The following is a 16735-nucleotide window of genomic DNA, read 5'->3' as shown; positions in this document are numbered from 1 at the left end:
ATGGTCTTCGTCTATGCGGTTCTGGGCCTCCTGATCCTGTTGCTTGCGGGCGACGCGCTGGTCAAGGGGGCGGTGAACCTCGCGCTGCGTGTCGGCATCCCCGCCCTGATCGTCAGCCTGACCATCGTCGCCTTCGGCACCTCGGCGCCGGAACTGCTGATCTCGGTCCAGGCGGCGCTGGAGGGCGTGCCCGGGATCGCGCTGGGCAATGTCGTGGGATCCAACACCGCAAACGTGCTGCTGGTGCTGGGTGTGCCCGCGCTGATCACCGTGATGCATACCAGCCAGTGCGAGACGCGCAAAAGCTACCTCGTGATGCTGGCGGGCTCGGTGCTGTTCATCGGGCTGGCCTTCCGCGGCGTGTTCGACTGGATCGCGGGGCTGATACTGCTGGCGGTGCTGGCGCTGGCGCTGGGCGATTCCGTGCGCGAGGCGCTGGCCCATCGCCGCGCCGGCAAGCCCGACCCCGAGGTCGAAGAGCCCGAGGGCGCCGACCCCGACATGCCGTGGTGGAAGATCCTGCTCTTCCTGGCGCTGGGCCTTGTGGGCCTGCCGCTGGGCGCCGACCTGCTGGTCGACAGCGCGTCCGAGATCGCGCTGATGTTTGGCGTGCCCGACACGGTGATCGGGCTGACGCTGGTCGCGCTGGGCACGTCGCTGCCGGAACTGGCCACCACCGTCATGGCGGCGATCCGGCGGCAGGCCGACGTGGCGATCGGCAACGTGATCGGCTCGAACATGTTCAACCTGCTGGCCATCATCGGTGTGGCCTCGCTCATCGCGCCCATGCCGGTGGATCCGAACCTGCTGCGCTTCGACCTGTGGGTGATGCTGGGCGCCTCGATCCTGCTGGTGCCCTTCGTCTTCCTGCGCCGCGACCTGACGCGGATCTGGGGCGTGGTCTTGTCGGCGCTGTATGTGGGCTATGTCCTGCTCGTGTTGACATGACCCCGGAGGACAGATGGCTGAGACGACAGGAGCGGCGCCCCGCGCGCTGGTGACAGGCGGCGCCAAGCGGCTGGGCCGCGCCATGGCGTTGGAATTGGCGGCGCGCGGCCACGACGTGGTGGTGCATTACGCGGGCTCCGAGGACGCGGCGCGCGACACCGTGGAAGAGATCCGCGGCATGGGGCGGCAGGCCGCCATGCTGCAGGCGGACCTGGTGGACGAGGCGCAGATCGCGCCGCTCATCGGGCGCGCCGCCGAGGCGCTGGGTGGACCGCTGACGGTGCTGGTCAACAATGCCTCGATCTTCGAATACGACAATATCGAGACCGCCACCCGCGACAGCTGGGACCGCCACATGCAGAGCAACCTGCGCGCGCCCTTCGTGCTGACGCAGGAGCTGGCCCGACAGGTGCCCGACCCGCTGCGGGATTCCCGCGACGAGCCCGCGGCGCAGGGGCTGGTGGTCAACATGATCGACCAGCGCGTGCGCAAGCTGACGCCGGAATTCATGACCTACACGCTGGCCAAGATGGGGCTCTGGGCCTTCACCCGCACCGCGGCGCAGGCGCTGGCACCAAAGGTGCGCGTCAACGCGATCGGGCCCGGCCCGACGCTCAAGGGCGGCCGCCAGTCCGAGGACCATTTCGCCCGCCAGCGCGCCGCCACATTGCTGGAGCGGGGAGCCAATCCCGATGACATCACCGGTGCGCTGGGATATTTCCTGTCGTCCCCGGGCGTCACCGGGCAACTTCTGTGCATCGACGGCGGGCAGCACCTGAACTGGCAGACACCGGACGTGATCGGGCTGGAATGATGCTGGTTCGAGTCAGGTTTTGCACCGGTCACGCGGACGTAACGTAAGCGTTACAAAAACATTAAGAATTCCAATGCATTGCAAACATCCGATTTTTTATTCAGCCTTTTCAGTGGGTTATTTAGGTGCTGAAAAATTGGGCAGATGACGGAAGTGGCCAAGACTCAAGAAGAAATCCCGCTTCGCCGGTTTTTGCCTACAGGTTTATCCACAGTTTCGGTGGATCCATTCGCCCTTGAACCAAAGCGCTTTGCATTGCAGGCGGGGACGGGGAATCGTATGTATCCCGCCTGCATCCGGAACGGGGGATCGGGACAGCTGCATGACCGGCGGACATGATGTCATCCAGTCCTATCTGAAGACGCTCGACAGCTCGCCGGGCGTCTATCGCATGCTCGATGCGCAAAGCCGCGTGCTCTATGTCGGCAAGGCACGCAACCTCAAGGCGCGGGTGTCGAACTATGCACGCCCCTCGGGGCATTCGCGGCGCATTGCGCGGATGATCTCGGAAACCGCGTCGATGATGTTCCTGACCACGCGCACCGAGACCGAGGCGCTGCTGCTGGAACAGAACCTGATCAAGCAGCTCAAGCCCAAGTTCAACGTGCTTCTGCGCGACGACAAGAGCTTTCCCAACATCCTCGTCACCGGTCACGCCTATCCGCAGATCCGCAAGCATCGCGGCGCCAAGACCGAGGGCGGTCAGTATTATGGCCCCTTCGCCAGCGCCGGCGCGGTCAACCGGACGCTGAACCAGCTGCAGAAGGCCTTCCTGCTGCGCAATTGCTCGGACTCGATGTTCGAAAGCCGCACGCGCCCCTGCCTGCTGCACCAGATCAAGCGCTGCAGCGCGCCCTGTGTCGGCCGCATCTCCGAGGCGGATTATGCCGCCAGCGTGCGCGACGCGCAGCGCTTCCTGACCGGCAAGTCGACCCAGGTGCAGGCCATGCTGGCCGAGCAGATGGCGGCCGCCTCCGAGGCGATGGAGTTCGAACGCGCCGCCGCTCTGCGGGACCGGATCCGCGCCCTGACCAGCGTGCAGACCGCGCAGGGCATCAACCCCAAGGGCGTGGCCGAGGCCGACGTGATCGCGCTGCACATGGAGGGCGGACAGGCCTGCGTGCAGGTCTTCTTCATCCGCGCGAACCAGAACTGGGGCAATCGCGACTTTTACCCGCGGGTCGGCGACGATGTCTCCGAGGCCGAGGTGATGGAGGCCTTCATCGGCCAGTTTTACGACCAGAAGGAACCGGCCCGCCTGCTGCTGCTCAGCCACGGGATCGAGAATGCCGACCTGATGGGCGAGCTGCTGGCCGACAAGCTGGGCCGCAAGGTCGAGATCGCCGTGCCCCAGCGCGGCGAGAAGGCCGAGCTGGTCGAGGGCGCGGCGCGCAATGCGCGCGAGAGCCTCGCCCGCCGCATGGCCGAGACCGCGACCCAGGCCAAGCTGCTGCGCGGGCTGGCCGAGGCCTTCGAGCTTGACGCCCCGCCGGCCCGGATCGAGGTCTATGACAACAGCCACATCCAGGGCGCCCATGCCGTGGGCGCCATGATCGTCTCCGGCCCCGAGGGCTTTCTCAAGAACCAGTACCGCAAGTTCAACATCCGCGGCGACGAGCTGACCCCGGGCGATGATTTCGGCATGATGAAGGAGGTGCTGAAGCGCCGCCTCTCCCGTCTGCTGAAAGAGGATCCCGACCGTGAAAAGGGGCTCTGGCCGGACCTGATGCTGATCGACGGCGGCGCCGGGCAGGTCTCGGCCGTGGCGGCGATCATGGAAGAGCACGGGGTCGAGGACGTGCCATTCGTCGGCGTCGCCAAGGGGATCGACCGCGATGCCGGCAAGGAAGAGTTCCACCGCCCCGGCCAGCGCCCCTTCGCGCTGCGCCACAACGATCCGGTGCTCTATTTCGTGCAGCGCCTGCGCGACGAGGCGCACCGTTTCGCCATCGGCTCACACCGCGCCAAGCGGTCCAAGGCGGTCAGCGCCAACCCGCTGGACGAGGTGCAGGGCGTGGGCGCCGCCCGCAAACGCGCGCTGCTGGCGCATTTCGGCTCGGCCAAGGCGGTCAGCCGGGCGAACCTCGCCGATCTCAAGGCGGTGGACGGGGTCAGCGAAGCGCTGGCCGAACGGATCTATGCCTTCTTCCACGACAAGCCCTGACCGCCCTGATCCCCCGGCGCGCGTGCCGCGCACAGGTCGGTTCGCGTTCAGGCCACGCAGGCCCCAAGGGGGCAGGCCCCCTTGGATCCCCCGGGCGCCCGTGGCCCCCGCGCGCCCTTGTCTTTCATCTTTCCGAAAATACTTCGGGGGTTTGGGGGCTGGCCCCCAATCGGCGCGCGTTCACAAGACCAACGTCTGAAACAGCGCGCGCAGATCGTCCGGCAGGGGCGTGGGCCGCCCGTCCGGGCCGGTCAGCACCTGGGTGAAGAACCCCTCGGTGCAGGCGCGGTCGGCGTCGTTGCGGAAGAGCCCGATCTCGAAGCGCAGCGATGAGCGGCCCAGGTGGCCCACGCGCAGCCCGGCATGGATCAGGTCGGGAAAGCCTGCCTCTTCGTGGTAGCGGCAGCCGGTCTCGACCACCAGCAGGCGCAGCGCGTCCGGGCCGCGGAGGGTGATGCCGTTCTCCATCTGCCAGAGGCTGACCGCCGTGTCGAAGAGCGACAGGTACTCGGCATTGTTCATGTGCCCGTATTCGTCATTGTCCTTCCAGCGCGTCGGCAGGGCGTGGAAGGCGCGGTACGCGCCGCGGGTGCCGGGGGGCGGGCGGCTCATCAGGACCTCAGCAGCCGGAAGGCGGTGGAAGCGCCCCAGCCGGCGATCACCGCGATGGCCAGCGACATCAGCCCGTAGACCAGCGGCTGCGCCCGCGACAGGGTGAAGAGCCAGCGCTCCAGCCCGACCTTGCGCACGTCGATCTCGGTCTCGTAGATCGAGATCACCTCGCGGCCGCGCGTCAGCAGGATGCGCGTGGGATAGGCGCCCTCGGTCAGGTTGGCGGGAAGGTCGATCGAGGTCTCGAACAGCGTGTGCTCGCGCACCGAGACGGCGTTCTCCATCAGCTGGTAGACGCCCTGGTCGCTGCGGATGCGGATCACCGCGTCGGTGAAGCTTTGCGAATCCTCGACCGCGCTCGGCGCCCCGACCGAGCGGATCGCCCGCGGGATCGAGACGTGGTGGCGCAGGTCCTCGACATGGCTGATCGCCTCGTAGAACGGGGCGGAGCTCGCGATGGCATAGAAGGAGGGCGCGGCATCGACCACCACCGCGGCGCTGTTGACCCAGATCCCGGCGACGCGCGCCTTGCGCCAGACGGTCAGGGGCTGCAGCGGGCCGGAGACGGTGACGATGACCTGTAGCGGCGGGTCCTGCGTGATCGGCGCCTCGCGCTTGATCGCGCCGAAGATCAGGATCTCGGAGCCGTCGAAGGAAGTTGAGATCGACACGCTGTCCTGGCTGAGGCCGAGGACGACCTCCTCGGCCCGCGCGGGCAGCGCGGCCCAGAGGGTGGCCAGGGCGAGCAGCAGCCAGCGCATCACAGCACCCCGGTGGTGATCGAGTAGAGCTCGGACGGGCGCAGCAGCAGCTCCAGCCCGATCTTGGCGCAGACCAGCAGCACGAGGATCGCCAGCAGGATGCGCAGCTGCTCGGCCCGCAGCCGCATGCCCAGCACCGTGCCCAGCTGTGCGCCGACCACGCCGCCCACCAGCAGCAGCACCGCCAGCACCACGTCCACCGTGTAGTTGGTGGCCGCGTGCAGCGTGGTGGTGAAGGCGGCGACAAAGATGATCTGGAAGAGCGAGGTGCCCACCACGACCTTGGTCGGCATGCCCAGCAGGTAGATCATCGCGGGCACCATGATGAACCCGCCGCCCACGCCCATGATCGCCGCCAGCACGCCCACCGACAGGCCCACCAGCAGCGGCGGGATGACCGAGATGTAGAGGCCCGAGCTGCGGAACCGCATCTTGAGCGGCAGCCCGTGCACCCAGTTGTGCTTGCGTCGAACGGGCCGTGCCCCGCTGCGCGAGCGGCGCAGGGCCTTGAGGCTTTCGACGAACATCAGCGCGCCGATCACGCCCAGGAAGGTCACGTAGAACAGCCGCACCAGCAGGTCGACCTGGCCGAGGCTCTTGAGGTAGTTGAACAGCGCCACGCCCAGGCTGGCGCCCACCAGACCGCCGATGAGCAGCACCACCCCCATCCGCATGTCGACCGTTCGTCGCTTGAGATGCGCCATCAGCCCCGAGACCGAGGAGGCGACGATCTGGTTGGCGCCGGTCGCCACGGCCACGGCGGGCGGGATGCCGATGAAGAACAGAAGCGGCGTCAGGAGGAAGCCGCCTCCCACGCCGAACATGCCGGACAGAAGCCCCACCATGCCGCCCAGCCCCAGAAGCAAGAACGCGTTGACCGACACCTCGGCAATGGGAAGATAGACCTGCATGGTCCAGTTATGCGCCTGCAGCATTCGGGGCGCAACGGAAAAGCCCCGCCGCGCCGGGGCGCGACGGGAATTGCCCCGACGGCGTCAGCGTTCCTTGACGTAGGGCTCGCCGCCGGCGCGCGGCGGGATGGCCTTGCCGACGAAACCGGCCAGGATCACCACGGTCAGGACATAGGGCAGGGCGTCCATGAACTGAACCGGCACGGTGAAGGCGCCGAGGTCGATATTCTGGTAGCGCAGCGCCACGGCCTGCAGGAAGCCGAAGAGCAGGCAGGCCCCCAGCGCGTACCAGGGCCGCCACTTGGCGAAGATCAGCGCCGCCAGCGCGATGTAGCCGCGCCCGGCGGTCATCTCGCGCACGAACCCGGCCTGCAGCCCGGTGGCCAGGTAGGCGCCGGCCAGGCCGCAGAGCACCCCGGTGATGACCAGCGAGGAATAGCGCAGCCCGGTGACCGAGACCCCGGCCGTGTCCACCGCCTCGGGCGCCTCGCCCACGGCGCGCAGGCGCAGACCGTAGCGTGTGCGGAACAGCACCCACCAGGTCAGCGGCACCATCAGCAGCCCGACATAGACGAGGATCGAGTGCCCCGAGATCAGGTCGGCATAGATCGGGCCCAGCAGCGGCACCGGGCGCAGCGTCTCGGCCAGCGGCAGGGTGATCTCCTCGAACCGGCCGCCCGAGATCAGCGAGGGCGTGCGCCCGCCCTGCCGGAACCAGACCTGCGCGATCAGCACGGTGATGCCCGAGGCGAGGAAGTTCAGCGCCACGCCCGAGATCAGCTGATTGCCCCGGAAGGTGATCGAGGCCAGCCCGTGCAGCCCGGACAGGAAGAGCGCGGCGAGGATGCCCGCGAACATGCCCCAGATCACCGCCGGCATCAGGTCCTTGAGCCAGGTCAGCTCCATGCCGAAGAGCTGCCATGTCTCGGCCGTGCTGACCATCGCGGCGATCGCGGCCGAGAAGAAGGCCGCGATCAGCATCTTGCCCTCGAGCCCGATATCGATGATGCCCGAGCGTTCCGAGAAGAGCCCGGCCAGGCAGGCCAGCAGCAGCGGGGTGGCCAGGCGCACGGTGCTGTCCAGCACCTGGAGGATGGTGTTCAGGTCCATGTCACGCTCCTTTGGCCGGGGCGGCGGGGCAGGGGCGGCTCATCGCGCGCCCTCCTTGCGGAAGGCGAGGAAGACCCGCTCCAGCGGCATGCGCACCATGTTGTCCAGCGCCCCGGTGAACAGGATCACCAGCGCCTGGATCACGGTGATCAGCTCGCGCGGGATATTGGTCCAGAGCGCCAGCTCGGCCCCGCCCTGGTAGAGAAAGCCGAAGAGCAGCGCGGCGAGGAACACGCCCACCGGGTGGCTGCGCCCCATCAGCGCCACGGCGATGCCGATGAAGCCCGCGCCCTCGGTGGCGTTCATCACCAGCCGCTCGGCCTCGCCCATGGTGGTGTTGATCGCCATCAGCCCGGCCAGCCCGCCCGAGATCAGCATGGCCAGAACGGTGATGCGCACGGGCGAGATGCCGGCATAGCGCACCGCCGTCTCGGAATGGCCGAAGGCGCGGATCTCGTAGCCCAGCCGCGTGCGCCAGATCAGCAGCCAGACCGCGACACAGGCGAGGATGGCGATGAAGAAGGTCACGTTGGCCGGCGAGCCGCGGAACATCGCGGTCTCGGCGGTCGAGAACATGTCCTGGAAGGTGGGCAGGTGCACCGCCTCGGGGAAGCGCGCCGTGGCCGGATCCTGTGCGCCGGCCGGGCGCAGCACGTTGACCAGCACGTAGTTCAGAACCGCCGCGGCGATGAAGTTGAACATGATCGTGGTGATCACGATATGGCTGCCGCGCTTGGCCTGCAGGTAGGCCGGGATCCAGGCCCAAGCCGCGCCGAAGGCCCCCGCCGCCAGTGTCGCGAAGACCAGCGCGATGCTCCAGTGCGGCCACGGGATGAACAGGCAGACCAGCGCCACGCCCAGCCCGCCGATCATCGCCTGCCCCTCGCCGCCGATATTGAACATCCGGGCATGGAAGGCGACCGCGACGCAGAGCCCGGTAAAGATGAAATTGGTGGTGTAGTAGAGCGTGTAGCCCCAGCCCGAGGAGCGCATCAGCGCCCCGTCCACCATCAGGCGGAAGGCCTCGACCGGGTTCTCGCCGATGGCGAGGATCACCCCCGCCGAGAGGATCGCGGCCAGCACGATCGAGAACAGGGGCACGAGCACCGCGTCGGCCCATGCGGGCATTCTATCCATGGCGCGACTCCTTCCTGGGGCCGGACGGCCCGCCCGTGGCGCGGATGGACGCCTCCGGCGGGAGTATTTGCGGAAAGATGAAAGGGCGCGGGTCAGCCATTCTGACCGGCCTCGCGCGCGTCCTTCGCCTGCAGCTTGGCGTCGACCGCCTCGATGGGGCTGCGGCCGCCCGTTTCGGTGACGCCGGCCATGAGCAGGCCGAGCTCGGTCTGGTCGGTCTGGTCGGGCAGGCGTTCGCCCATGACCTGGCCGTCGAACATCACCGCGATGCGGTCGGAGAGGGACAGGATCTCGTCGAGCTCGACCGAGACGAGCAGGATGGCCTTGCCCTCGTCGCGCAGCCGCAGGATCTGCTGGTGGATGAACTCGATCGCGCCGATATCGACGCCGCGGGTGGGCTGGCCGACCAGCAGCAGGTCGGGATTGCGCTCGATCTCGCGGGCGAGCACGATCTTCTGCTGGTTGCCACCCGAGAAGTTGCGCGCCGCGAGGGCGGGATTGGGCGGGCGCACGTCGAACCGCTCCATCTTGGCGGCGGCCTCGGCCTTGATCGCGGCATTGTTCATCAGCGGGCCGGACTGGATCGCCGGGTCGTCATGGTAGCCGAAGACCGAGTTCTCCCACGCGGTATAGGGCAGGATCAGCCCTTCGTGGTGGCGGTCCTCGGGGACATGGGCGATGCCGCGGGCGCGGCGCGAGCGGCCGTCGGAATGCCGACCCGTGAGGTCGATCTTTTGCCCGTTCACGCGGATCGTGCCGGTGGCCTCGGCATAGCCGCCCAGCACGCGCAGCAGCTCGGACTGGCCATTGCCCGAGACGCCGGCAATGCCGAGGATCTCGCCGGCGCGCACGTCAAGCGAGATGCCCTTGAGCCGTTCCACCCCGTCGCGGTCTGTCAGGCGGAGGTTCTCGATCTCGAGCACCCGGGCGCCGGGGCGGGCGGGCTGCTTGTCGACGCGCAGCAGCACCTTGCGGCCCACCATCAGCTCGGCCAGCTCTTCGGGCGAGGTCTCGGAGGTCTTGACGGTGGCGGTCATCTCGCCGCGGCGCATGACGCTGACCGTGTCGGTGATCTCCATGATCTCGCGCAGCTTGTGGGTGATCAGGATGATCGTCTTGCCCTCGCGCCGGAGCCCTTCGAGGATGCGGAACAGGTGGTCGGCCTCGGCGGGCGTCAGCACGCCGGTCGGCTCGTCGAGGATCAGGATGTCGGCCTCGCGGTAGAGCGCCTTGAGGATCTCGACCCGCTGCTGGTGGCCCACCGAGAGGTTCTCGATCAGCGCCTCGGGGTCGACATTCAGCTCGTATTCCTCGGCCAGCGTCTTCAGCACGCCGCGGGCCTTGGCCAGCGAGGGGGTCAGCATGGCGCCGTCCTCGGCGCCGAGGATCACGTTTTCCAGCACGGTGAAATTGTGCACCAGCTTGAAATGCTGGAAGACCATGCCGATCCCGGCGGCGATGGCGGCTTGGCTGTCGGTGATGTCCTTGCGGTCGCCGTTGATCCAGACCTCGCCCGCATCGGCCTTGTAGAAGCCGTAGAGGATCGACATCAGCGTCGACTTGCCCGCGCCGTTCTCGCCGATGATGCCGTGGATCGTGCCCGGCATCACGCGGATCGAGATGTCCTTGTTCGCCTGCACGGGGCCGAAGGCCTTGGAGATGCCCTTGAGCTCGATGGCGGGGGTATCGGTCATGCTGCGCCCTTGTTCAGGAAGCACCCGGCCGCGGCGCCCACGGCCCGGGTCGGGCAGCGGCGCGGCGGCCGGGCGGGTCGTTCGCGTCGGGCCGGCCGGGGCCGGCCCGCGTCGGGATCAGAAGTTCAGTGCCGGGCAGCTGTCATTCTCGTAGTAGCTGACCACGTTCAGCTCGCCATCGATGATCTGCTGGCGGGCCTCGTCCACGGCGGCCTTCATCTCGTCGGTGATGAGCGCCTCGTTATGCTCGTCCAGCGCGTAGCCCACGCCTTCCTCGGCGAGGCCCAGCGTCATGTACTTTCCGGTCTCGAGATCGGTGCCGGCGGCCATCGCGTCATGCACGGCCACGTCGACGCGCTTGAGCATCGAGGTCAGGACCTGGCCCGGGTGCAGGTAGTTCTGGTTGCTGTCCACGCCGATCGACAGGATGTCCTCGTCCGCGGCGGTCTGCAGCACGCCGATCCCGGTGCCGCCGGCGGCGGCATAGATCACGTCGGCGCCTTGGCTGATCTGCGCCTTGGCCAGCTCCGACCCCTTGACCGGGTCGTTCCACGCGGTGGGGGTGGTGCCCGTCATGTTGGCGATGATCTCGATATCGGGGTTGGCCGCCTTGGCACCTTGGGCATAGCCGCAGCCGAAATGCCGGATCAGCGGGATGTCCATGCCGCCGATGAAGCCGACCGTGTCGGTCTCGGAGGCCATCGCCGCCAGCATGCCGACGAGATACGAGCCCTGGTGTTCCTGGAAGTTGATCAGCAGGACGTTGTCGGGCACCTCGGGCAGGAAGCCGTCGACATTGACGAACTTGGTGTCGGGATAATCCAGCGCGACCTGGCCCAGGATGTCGGCGATGGCGAAGCCGGTGGTCACGATCGGGTTGAACCCGGCCTCGGCGAAGCGGCGCAGCGCCTGTTCGCGCTGGGCCTCGGACTGGATCTCGATGTCGCGGTAGGAGCCGCCGGTTTCCTGCGCCCAGCGTTCGGCGCCGTTATAGGCCGCCTCGTTGAAGGATTTGTCGAACTTGCCGCCGAGGTCGTAGATCAGGGCCGGATCGGCCAGCGCAGCCCCGGCCGAAAGGGCCAGCGCGGCCACGGTGCCGAGGGTCTTGGTCATGAAGGTCATGTCGTGCTCCCTGTTGCAGGGCGGCGCGCCCGCGCCGGCCTTGCGTTATTGGTGGCCCGATTAAGGCCGCAGGGGGCAGGGAGGGTCAACCGGTTTTTCCGCACCGGGCACCCGCGGCGACGCGCCGTCAGGGCAGGGCCCGCACCATGAGCAGCGCATCCTCGCGCCCGCCATCGGGCGTGCGGTAATAGCCGCGCCGCCGGCCGGTCACGACATAGCCGTGCCGCGCGTAGAAGGCGATGGCCGATGCGTTGCCGGCCGCCACCTCGAGGAAGACGGTCCCGGCCCCGCGCCCGGTTGCGGCGGCGTGGAGCTGCGCCAGCGCGCGCGCGGCATGGCCCTGGCGCTGCTGCGTCGGGTCGCAGGCGACGGCGAGGATCTCGGCCTCGTCGGCGATGACCAGCCCCAGCGCGAAAGCCGCGTCGCCGGACAGGCCCAGAAGGGCTTCGGGGCGGGCCAGCGTGTCGGCGAAGGCGGTGGCGCTCCACGCTGTGCCGTGCCGGTAGGCGCGCGCGGCCAGCGCGGCCATCGCCTCAGGCGTCATCGAGGATCCGCGGCGGCGCGTCGCGCGCGGGCGCGGCATCGGCGGGCTTGAGATAGACCGGGGCCGGGCGCTCGGGCGCGTGCTGCCAGCGCTCTGCGGCGATCCGCGCCACGGCGCTGCCGGGGGCGTGCCGGGCGGGGGCCTGCGCGGCGCCCAGCCGGGTGGCGACCGGCGCGGCTGCCGGGCCGACACAGGTCAGCCCGGGTTCGGCCCAGTCGGCGGGAATCTCGTCGATGGCGATCAGCTGCGCCGGCACGTCGCGCGCCATGTCCCGCGACATCACGTAGGTGCGGTCGCGCGGGGCGGGCAGGCAGGAGAGCACCGGGCCGGGCATGTCCAGCGCCACGGCCTCCAGCAGGCTGACGCCGACCGCCGGGATGTTCAGGCCCAGCGCCAGCCCGCGCGCGCATGCCACGGAGAGCCGGATGCCGGTGAAATTGCCGGGCCCGGTGCCGACCCCCAGCGCGTCGAGCCGGGCCCAGGTCACGCCCGCCTCGGCCAGTACAGCGTCCAGCAGGGGGACCAGCCGTTCGGCCTGCCCGCGCGCCATGTCCTCATGCGCATGGGCCAGCAGGCGCGACCCGTCGAACAGGGCCGCGCTGACATGGGCGGCCGAGGTGTCGAAACCGAGGATCAGGCTCATGTCGGGCGGAAGAAGGTCAGGGGCCGGGTCGGGGCGCGTTGGACGAGGCCCTTGGCTTCGAGGTCCAACTGCACGCTTTTGGCCCACCATCCCAGCGTCGCCCCGCCGGGAAACAGATCCTGCGGCAGATCGGGGCGCAACGCGTCCTTGATCTGGGCGCCGGTCAGGCCGGGGGCGCCTTGTGGCAGGGCGGCCAGCATCAGGTCGCGGATCGCGGCATACTTCGCTGCATCCACCCGTTCCGTGCGGCCCGGGTGGTTGACGTTCTCGACCTCGACCCTGTCGCCCATGGCCGGCTCAGACGGCGACCGGGCGGACCTCGGTCACCTCGGGGATGTAGTGGCGCAGCAGGTTCTCGATCCCCATCTTGAGCGTCAGCGTGGACGAGGGGCAGCCCGCGCAGGCGCCCTGCATGTGCAGGTAGACCACGCCGCGGTCGAAGCCGTGGAAGGTAATGTCGCCACCATCCTGCGCCACCGCCGGACGCACGCGGCTGTCCAGCAACTCCTTGATCTGGCCGACGATCTCGCCATCCTCGCCGTCATGCGCGGCATGGCCGTCGCCCTGGCTGACGCCGTCGGTCATGACCGGTTGGCCGGACTGGAAATGCTCCATGATGCCGCCAAGGATGGCCGGCTTGAGATGGTCCCAGTCGCTGGCCTCGCCCTTGGTGACGGTGATGAAGTCGGTGCCGAAGAACACGCCGGTCACGCCGTCCACGGCAAAGAGCCGCTGCGCGAGGGGCGAGGTGCTGGCCGCTTCGGCAGCGGGGAAATCGGCCGTGCCGCTGTCCAGCACCGTCTGGCCCGGCAGGAATTTCAGCGTCGCGGGATTCGGGGTGGATTCGGTCTGAATGAACATATGTGTCGCACCTTTTTCGGGTCGCTTCCTATATGCGCCTCGCCCGGCGCGACGTCAAGGATTGGAACCGTTCTAAAGTAGTGCCGTCAGGACAGGGCGCGCAGCCGTGTCCGGATGTATTTTGCCGCCGAGCGGTAATGCGAGGCGCCCGCCGCCTCGGCCCAGCGTCCCGTTGTCCAGGCATTGCCGCCGCCCGCCATCGGCCCGCCATAGAGGCTGGCATCGTCATGCCGGTCGATGAACTCCATCAGCCGCGCATGGTTGCGCCGCAGCAGGTCGCGCGCCGCCTGCCAGCCCAGATCGGCCTGCGCGGCACGCAGATCGGCGTTGAAGCGCTTGAGCGCATTCCACTTGTAGCCGGGTGCCGGGATCTCGACGGCCTCACCGGCCTGTCCTTGCGCGTACCAGTCGAGAAACAACCCGATCCAATGTGCCCGGTGCCCGACGATGTCCTTCAGAGACGCACCGTCCGCCCCGGCATCCGGCACGAGCCGAGCCGCCTCCGGCACGCGGTCGAGCAGCGCCTCGAGCTTGGCGAACTCCTTTTCGGTGACCGCGCGCAGGGCGGCGCGGTCCTTTGCGGCGGGCATGGGGCCGATCCTCCTCGCAAGGGAGCGTTCGCCATACAGGATGCACCGGATCGGCAGGCCGCGGATTGATCGACATCATGGCAGACAGCGGTCCGGCGTGGCGGCCTTCGCGCCCGTCGCCGCTGCTGCGGCGCTGCGCGTCAGGTGATCGCTTCCAGCCGTTCCTTGGACAGATCGCCCGGCACGATGGTGATCGGCACGGGCAGCGTGCCGGCCGAGCGGGTCAGCTGCGACACGAGCGGGCCGGGGCCCTTCTTGTCGGCCGCGGCGCCGAGGACCAGCACGCCGATCTCGCCGTCTTCCTTGACCTGGGCCAGGATCTCGGTCAGCGGATCGCCCTCGCGGATGACCAGTTCGGGGTCGACCTTCTGCTTGTCGCGCATCCACTTGGCGAAAACCTCGAAATGCGCCTGGATGCGCTCGCGCGATTCCTCGCGCATGATGTCGCCCACGCCGATCCAGTGATTGAACTCGTCCGGCGGGATCACCGACAGGATCGCCACCCCACCGCCGGTATTGGCGGCGCGCATGGCGGCGAACCGCATCGCGTTCAGACATTCGCGGCTGTCATCGAGGACGACCAGAAACTTGCGCATCATCCGCTCCTTCAGGCGCCGATCATGGCCGAGCGCGCCGGCGGTGGCAAGCGGTGTCAGCGATCGGGCAGTGGGGTCAACAGGCCGGGGGCCTCGGCCTCGATCAGCGCGGCGCCGGCCGGCGTCAGGGCGTAGAACATGCGCTGCAGGTCGTTGTCCAGCGCGTGGAGCGCGCGCGGGACCATCAGCGGCGCAAGGTCCGCGGCGATGGCGTCGATCAGCGCGTCATCGAGCCACGGCCCGCGCCCCTCGGCCCGGTGCTGCCGGGGGACACCGTCCAGCCGGTAGGAGAGCACGCGCCCGCCCGGCGTCTCGGCCTCGACCGCGCCGCGCAGCCGCGGACCCAGCCCGGCGATCCCCGCCAGCTGTGCGGCCAGCGTGGCGTGATCGCCCTGGCCCGGCGCATGGGACAGGTCGACCAGCACGGCCCGGTCGCAGAAGGGGCGCGGCGCGGCCTCGGGCTCGCTGCGCACGGCGTAGGTCATCAGCAGGAGCCGCCACGGCTCGGCGCGATAGCTCTCTTCCGGTCCGAAATCGAGCAGGTCGGCGCGGGTCACGCCCGGGGCCAGCGGCAGCCCGGCCCGGGCCAGCAGGGCGACCTGCTCCTCCAGCGACGGGCCCTCCGGCGCGCGGGCGCGGTGCCGGAAGAGCCCGCGCAGGCTCATGCTGAATGCGCCCAGTCCCAGTAGAGTTCGCGCACGCGGCGGGTGACGGGGCCGACCTGGTAGCTGGCCTCCTCGATGCCGGTGACCGGCGTGATCTTCTGCATGTTGCCCGAGAGAAAGACCTCGTCCGCGGTGTCGAACGCGTCGAAGCCCAGCACCGTCTCGATCACCTCGATCCCGTCGGCGCGCATGTTGGCGATGTGCCGGGCGCGGGTGATCCCGGCCAGGAAGGTGCCGTTCGGGATCGGCGTGAAGACCACGCCGTCGCGCACCATGAAGACATTGGCCGTGGCGCTTTCGGCCACGTTGCCCATGGCATCGGCGACCAGCGCGTTGGAAAAGCCGCGCCCGCGCACCTCGCGCAGCATGCGGGCATTGTTGGGATAGAGACAGCCGGCCTTGGCATTGACCACGGCGCTTTCCAGCACCGGCCGGCGGAAGCTCGTGTAGCCCAGCGTGGCGCTGGCGGTCTCGGGCGCCATGGGGATTTCCTCGAGGCAGATGGCAAAGCCGACCTTCTCGGGGTCGGGCACGATGGCGGTGACGTCGCCGTCGATGCCCCAGTACATGGGCCGGATATAGACCGCCGCATCGGCCGGATAGGCCGAGAGCCCCTCCATGGTCAGCGTCACCATCTCGTCGGTGGTGACATTGGGCACCAGCCCCAGCGCCTCGGCCGAGCGGTTCACCCGGTCGCAATGCGCCCGCAGGTCGGGCACCATGCCGTTCACGCAGCGCGCCCCGTCGAACACGCCCGAGCCCAGCCACGCGCCGTGATCGGCCGCGCGCAGGATCATGGCGTCGCCGTCCTGCCAGCTGCCGTTGAAATAGGTGCGGATGTTGCGTCCCGTAGCCATGTGGTTCCCTTCCCCTTGCGCGCGGCGTCAGGCTAGGCAAGCCGGGCGGCAAGGTCCAGAGCGCGCGGGGCTCAATCCGCCTCGGCCAGCAGCGCGTCGAGGTCGAGACGGGCATTGACCATGGCCAGGTTGCCCTCGGTATCGCGGGGCCAGTCTTCGGGCGCGCGATCGCGGTAGAGCTCGATCCCGTTGCCGTCGGGATCGGTGAAATAGACCGCCTCCGAGACGCCGTGATCGGCCGCCCCGTCCAGCGTGACCCCGGCGTCTAGCACGGTCTTCAGCGCCTGCGCCAGCGTGCGGCGGTCGGGATAGAGCAAGGCCGTGTGGTAGAGCCCGGTGGCCCGCTTGTCGGGGCGCGGCCCGTCCTTGCTGTGCCAGGTGTTCAGGCCGATATGATGATGATAGCCGCCGGCCGAGAGAAAGGCCGCCTGCGTGCCGAAGCGCTGCATCACCGCAAGCCCCAGCACGTCGCGGTAGAAGGTGATGGCGCGGTCGAGATCGGCGACCTTCAGGTGCACGTGTCCGATGCGGGTGTCGGGATGGGCGGTCATGGCATGTCTCCTTTGCATCGTCATCTAGGTATTGTGCGAATGCGGCGGAATTCCCTGTGGCCGGATGGCATCGGTGCGCCAGCGCACGCTTCCGGAGATTTATCGTGATAAATTGACAGCGCGGCATCTTTGCCCGACCCTTGGCGCGAAAGGAA

19 protein-coding genes are annotated in these 16735 nt (G+C 68.7%); 3 read left to right on the top strand and 16 right to left on the bottom strand.

Annotated elements, in window-relative coordinates:
• The 3 genes from AVJ23_RS03495 to uvrC all read left to right on the top strand — a co-directional run bounded on the left by AVJ23_RS03495 (position 1) and on the right by uvrC (position 3926).
• Positions 1–948 carry a calcium/sodium antiporter gene (locus AVJ23_RS03495; protein WP_058860728.1) on the top strand — a complete coding sequence of 316 codons (948 nt, stop codon included), beginning with the start codon at positions 1–3 and terminating at the stop codon, positions 946–948.
• Between the two features lie 13 nt (positions 949–961).
• Entirely contained in the window at positions 962–1762 is an 801-nt protein-coding gene (locus tag AVJ23_RS03490) for an SDR family oxidoreductase (RefSeq protein WP_058860727.1), read from the top strand.
• A 322-nt stretch (positions 1763–2084) separates the two neighbouring features.
• On the top strand, positions 2085–3926 hold the full coding sequence (gene uvrC / locus AVJ23_RS03485; protein WP_058860726.1) for an excinuclease ABC subunit UvrC: 1842 nt from the start codon (positions 2085–2087) through the stop codon (positions 3924–3926).
• 180 nt (positions 3927–4106) lie between these two features.
• Here uvrC and AVJ23_RS03480 read toward each other — a convergent pair whose 3' ends face one another.
• From AVJ23_RS03480 to AVJ23_RS03405, 16 genes are all read right to left on the bottom strand, one after another.
• Complete coding sequence (locus AVJ23_RS03480; protein ID WP_084794259.1) at positions 4107–4538, bottom strand: acyl-CoA thioesterase; 432 nt, start codon at positions 4536–4538, stop codon at positions 4107–4109.
• Positions 4538–5299 (bottom strand): TIGR02186 family protein, encoded by a 762-nt coding sequence (locus tag AVJ23_RS03475; RefSeq protein WP_084794257.1) that lies wholly within the window; start codon positions 5297–5299, stop codon positions 4538–4540. The genes AVJ23_RS03480 and AVJ23_RS03475 overlap by 1 nt, the downstream gene beginning before the upstream one ends.
• On the bottom strand, positions 5299–6210 hold the full coding sequence (locus tag AVJ23_RS03470) for a sulfite exporter TauE/SafE family protein (RefSeq protein ID WP_058860819.1): 912 nt from the start codon (positions 6208–6210) through the stop codon (positions 5299–5301). Before AVJ23_RS03470 ends, AVJ23_RS03475 begins: the two co-directional genes overlap by 1 nt.
• Before the next feature lie 84 nt (positions 6211–6294).
• Positions 6295–7320, bottom strand: a complete 1026-nt coding sequence (locus AVJ23_RS03465; RefSeq protein ID WP_058860724.1) for an ABC transporter permease — start codon at positions 7318–7320, stop codon at positions 6295–6297.
• A gap of 39 nt (positions 7321–7359) precedes the next feature.
• Positions 7360–8457 (bottom strand): ABC transporter permease, encoded by a 1098-nt coding sequence (locus tag AVJ23_RS03460; protein WP_058860723.1) that lies wholly within the window; start codon positions 8455–8457, stop codon positions 7360–7362.
• A 92-nt stretch (positions 8458–8549) separates the two neighbouring features.
• The gene (locus AVJ23_RS03455; protein WP_058860722.1) at positions 8550–10151 is read right to left on the bottom strand and encodes an ABC transporter ATP-binding protein; all 1602 of its coding nucleotides are present in this window, start codon (positions 10149–10151) and stop codon (positions 8550–8552) included.
• Positions 10152–10268: 117 nt separating this feature from the next.
• A complete protein-coding gene (locus tag AVJ23_RS03450; protein WP_058860721.1) occupies positions 10269–11273 on the bottom strand; it encodes a BMP family lipoprotein in 1005 nt (334 codons plus the stop codon).
• A gap of 127 nt (positions 11274–11400) precedes the next feature.
• On the bottom strand, positions 11401–11817 hold the full coding sequence (locus AVJ23_RS03445) for a GNAT family N-acetyltransferase (RefSeq protein ID WP_058860720.1): 417 nt from the start codon (positions 11815–11817) through the stop codon (positions 11401–11403).
• Positions 11807–12460, bottom strand: a complete 654-nt coding sequence (gene tsaB, locus AVJ23_RS03440) for a tRNA (adenosine(37)-N6)-threonylcarbamoyltransferase complex dimerization subunit type 1 TsaB (RefSeq protein ID WP_058860719.1) — start codon at positions 12458–12460, stop codon at positions 11807–11809. Before tsaB ends, AVJ23_RS03445 begins: the two co-directional genes overlap by 11 nt.
• Positions 12457–12750: a DUF6958 family protein gene (locus AVJ23_RS03435; protein WP_058860718.1), complete on the bottom strand. Its 294-nt coding sequence runs from the start codon at positions 12748–12750 to the stop codon at positions 12457–12459. The genes tsaB and AVJ23_RS03435 overlap by 4 nt, the downstream gene beginning before the upstream one ends.
• A 7-nt stretch (positions 12751–12757) precedes the next feature.
• Complete coding sequence (locus tag AVJ23_RS03430; RefSeq protein WP_058860717.1) at positions 12758–13321, bottom strand: NifU family protein; 564 nt, start codon at positions 13319–13321, stop codon at positions 12758–12760.
• A gap of 86 nt (positions 13322–13407) precedes the next feature.
• Entirely contained in the window at positions 13408–13911 is a 504-nt protein-coding gene (locus AVJ23_RS03425; protein WP_058860716.1) for a ClbS/DfsB family four-helix bundle protein, read from the bottom strand.
• Positions 13912–14051: 140 nt separating this feature from the next.
• Positions 14052–14507, bottom strand: coding sequence for a universal stress protein (locus tag AVJ23_RS03420; protein WP_058860818.1), 456 nt, complete (start codon positions 14505–14507; stop codon positions 14052–14054).
• A 56-nt stretch (positions 14508–14563) separates the two neighbouring features.
• Positions 14564–15172, bottom strand: a complete 609-nt coding sequence (locus tag AVJ23_RS03415) for a hypothetical protein (RefSeq protein WP_058860715.1) — start codon at positions 15170–15172, stop codon at positions 14564–14566.
• Positions 15169–16029: a branched-chain amino acid aminotransferase gene (locus AVJ23_RS03410; protein ID WP_058860714.1), complete on the bottom strand. Its 861-nt coding sequence runs from the start codon at positions 16027–16029 to the stop codon at positions 15169–15171. The genes AVJ23_RS03415 and AVJ23_RS03410 overlap by 4 nt, the downstream gene beginning before the upstream one ends.
• A 71-nt stretch (positions 16030–16100) precedes the next feature.
• The gene (locus tag AVJ23_RS03405) at positions 16101–16580 is read right to left on the bottom strand and encodes a VOC family protein (RefSeq protein ID WP_058860713.1); all 480 of its coding nucleotides are present in this window, start codon (positions 16578–16580) and stop codon (positions 16101–16103) included.
• Positions 16581–16735 lie beyond the last annotated feature (155 nt).

The sequence above is a fragment of the Pseudoponticoccus marisrubri genome, assembly GCF_001482405.1.
Classification (GTDB): Bacteria; Pseudomonadota; Alphaproteobacteria; order Rhodobacterales; family Rhodobacteraceae; genus Pseudoponticoccus; species Pseudoponticoccus marisrubri.
Note: the sequence above shows the minus strand (reverse complement) of the source record. Positions and strands in the feature narration are given on the sequence as shown.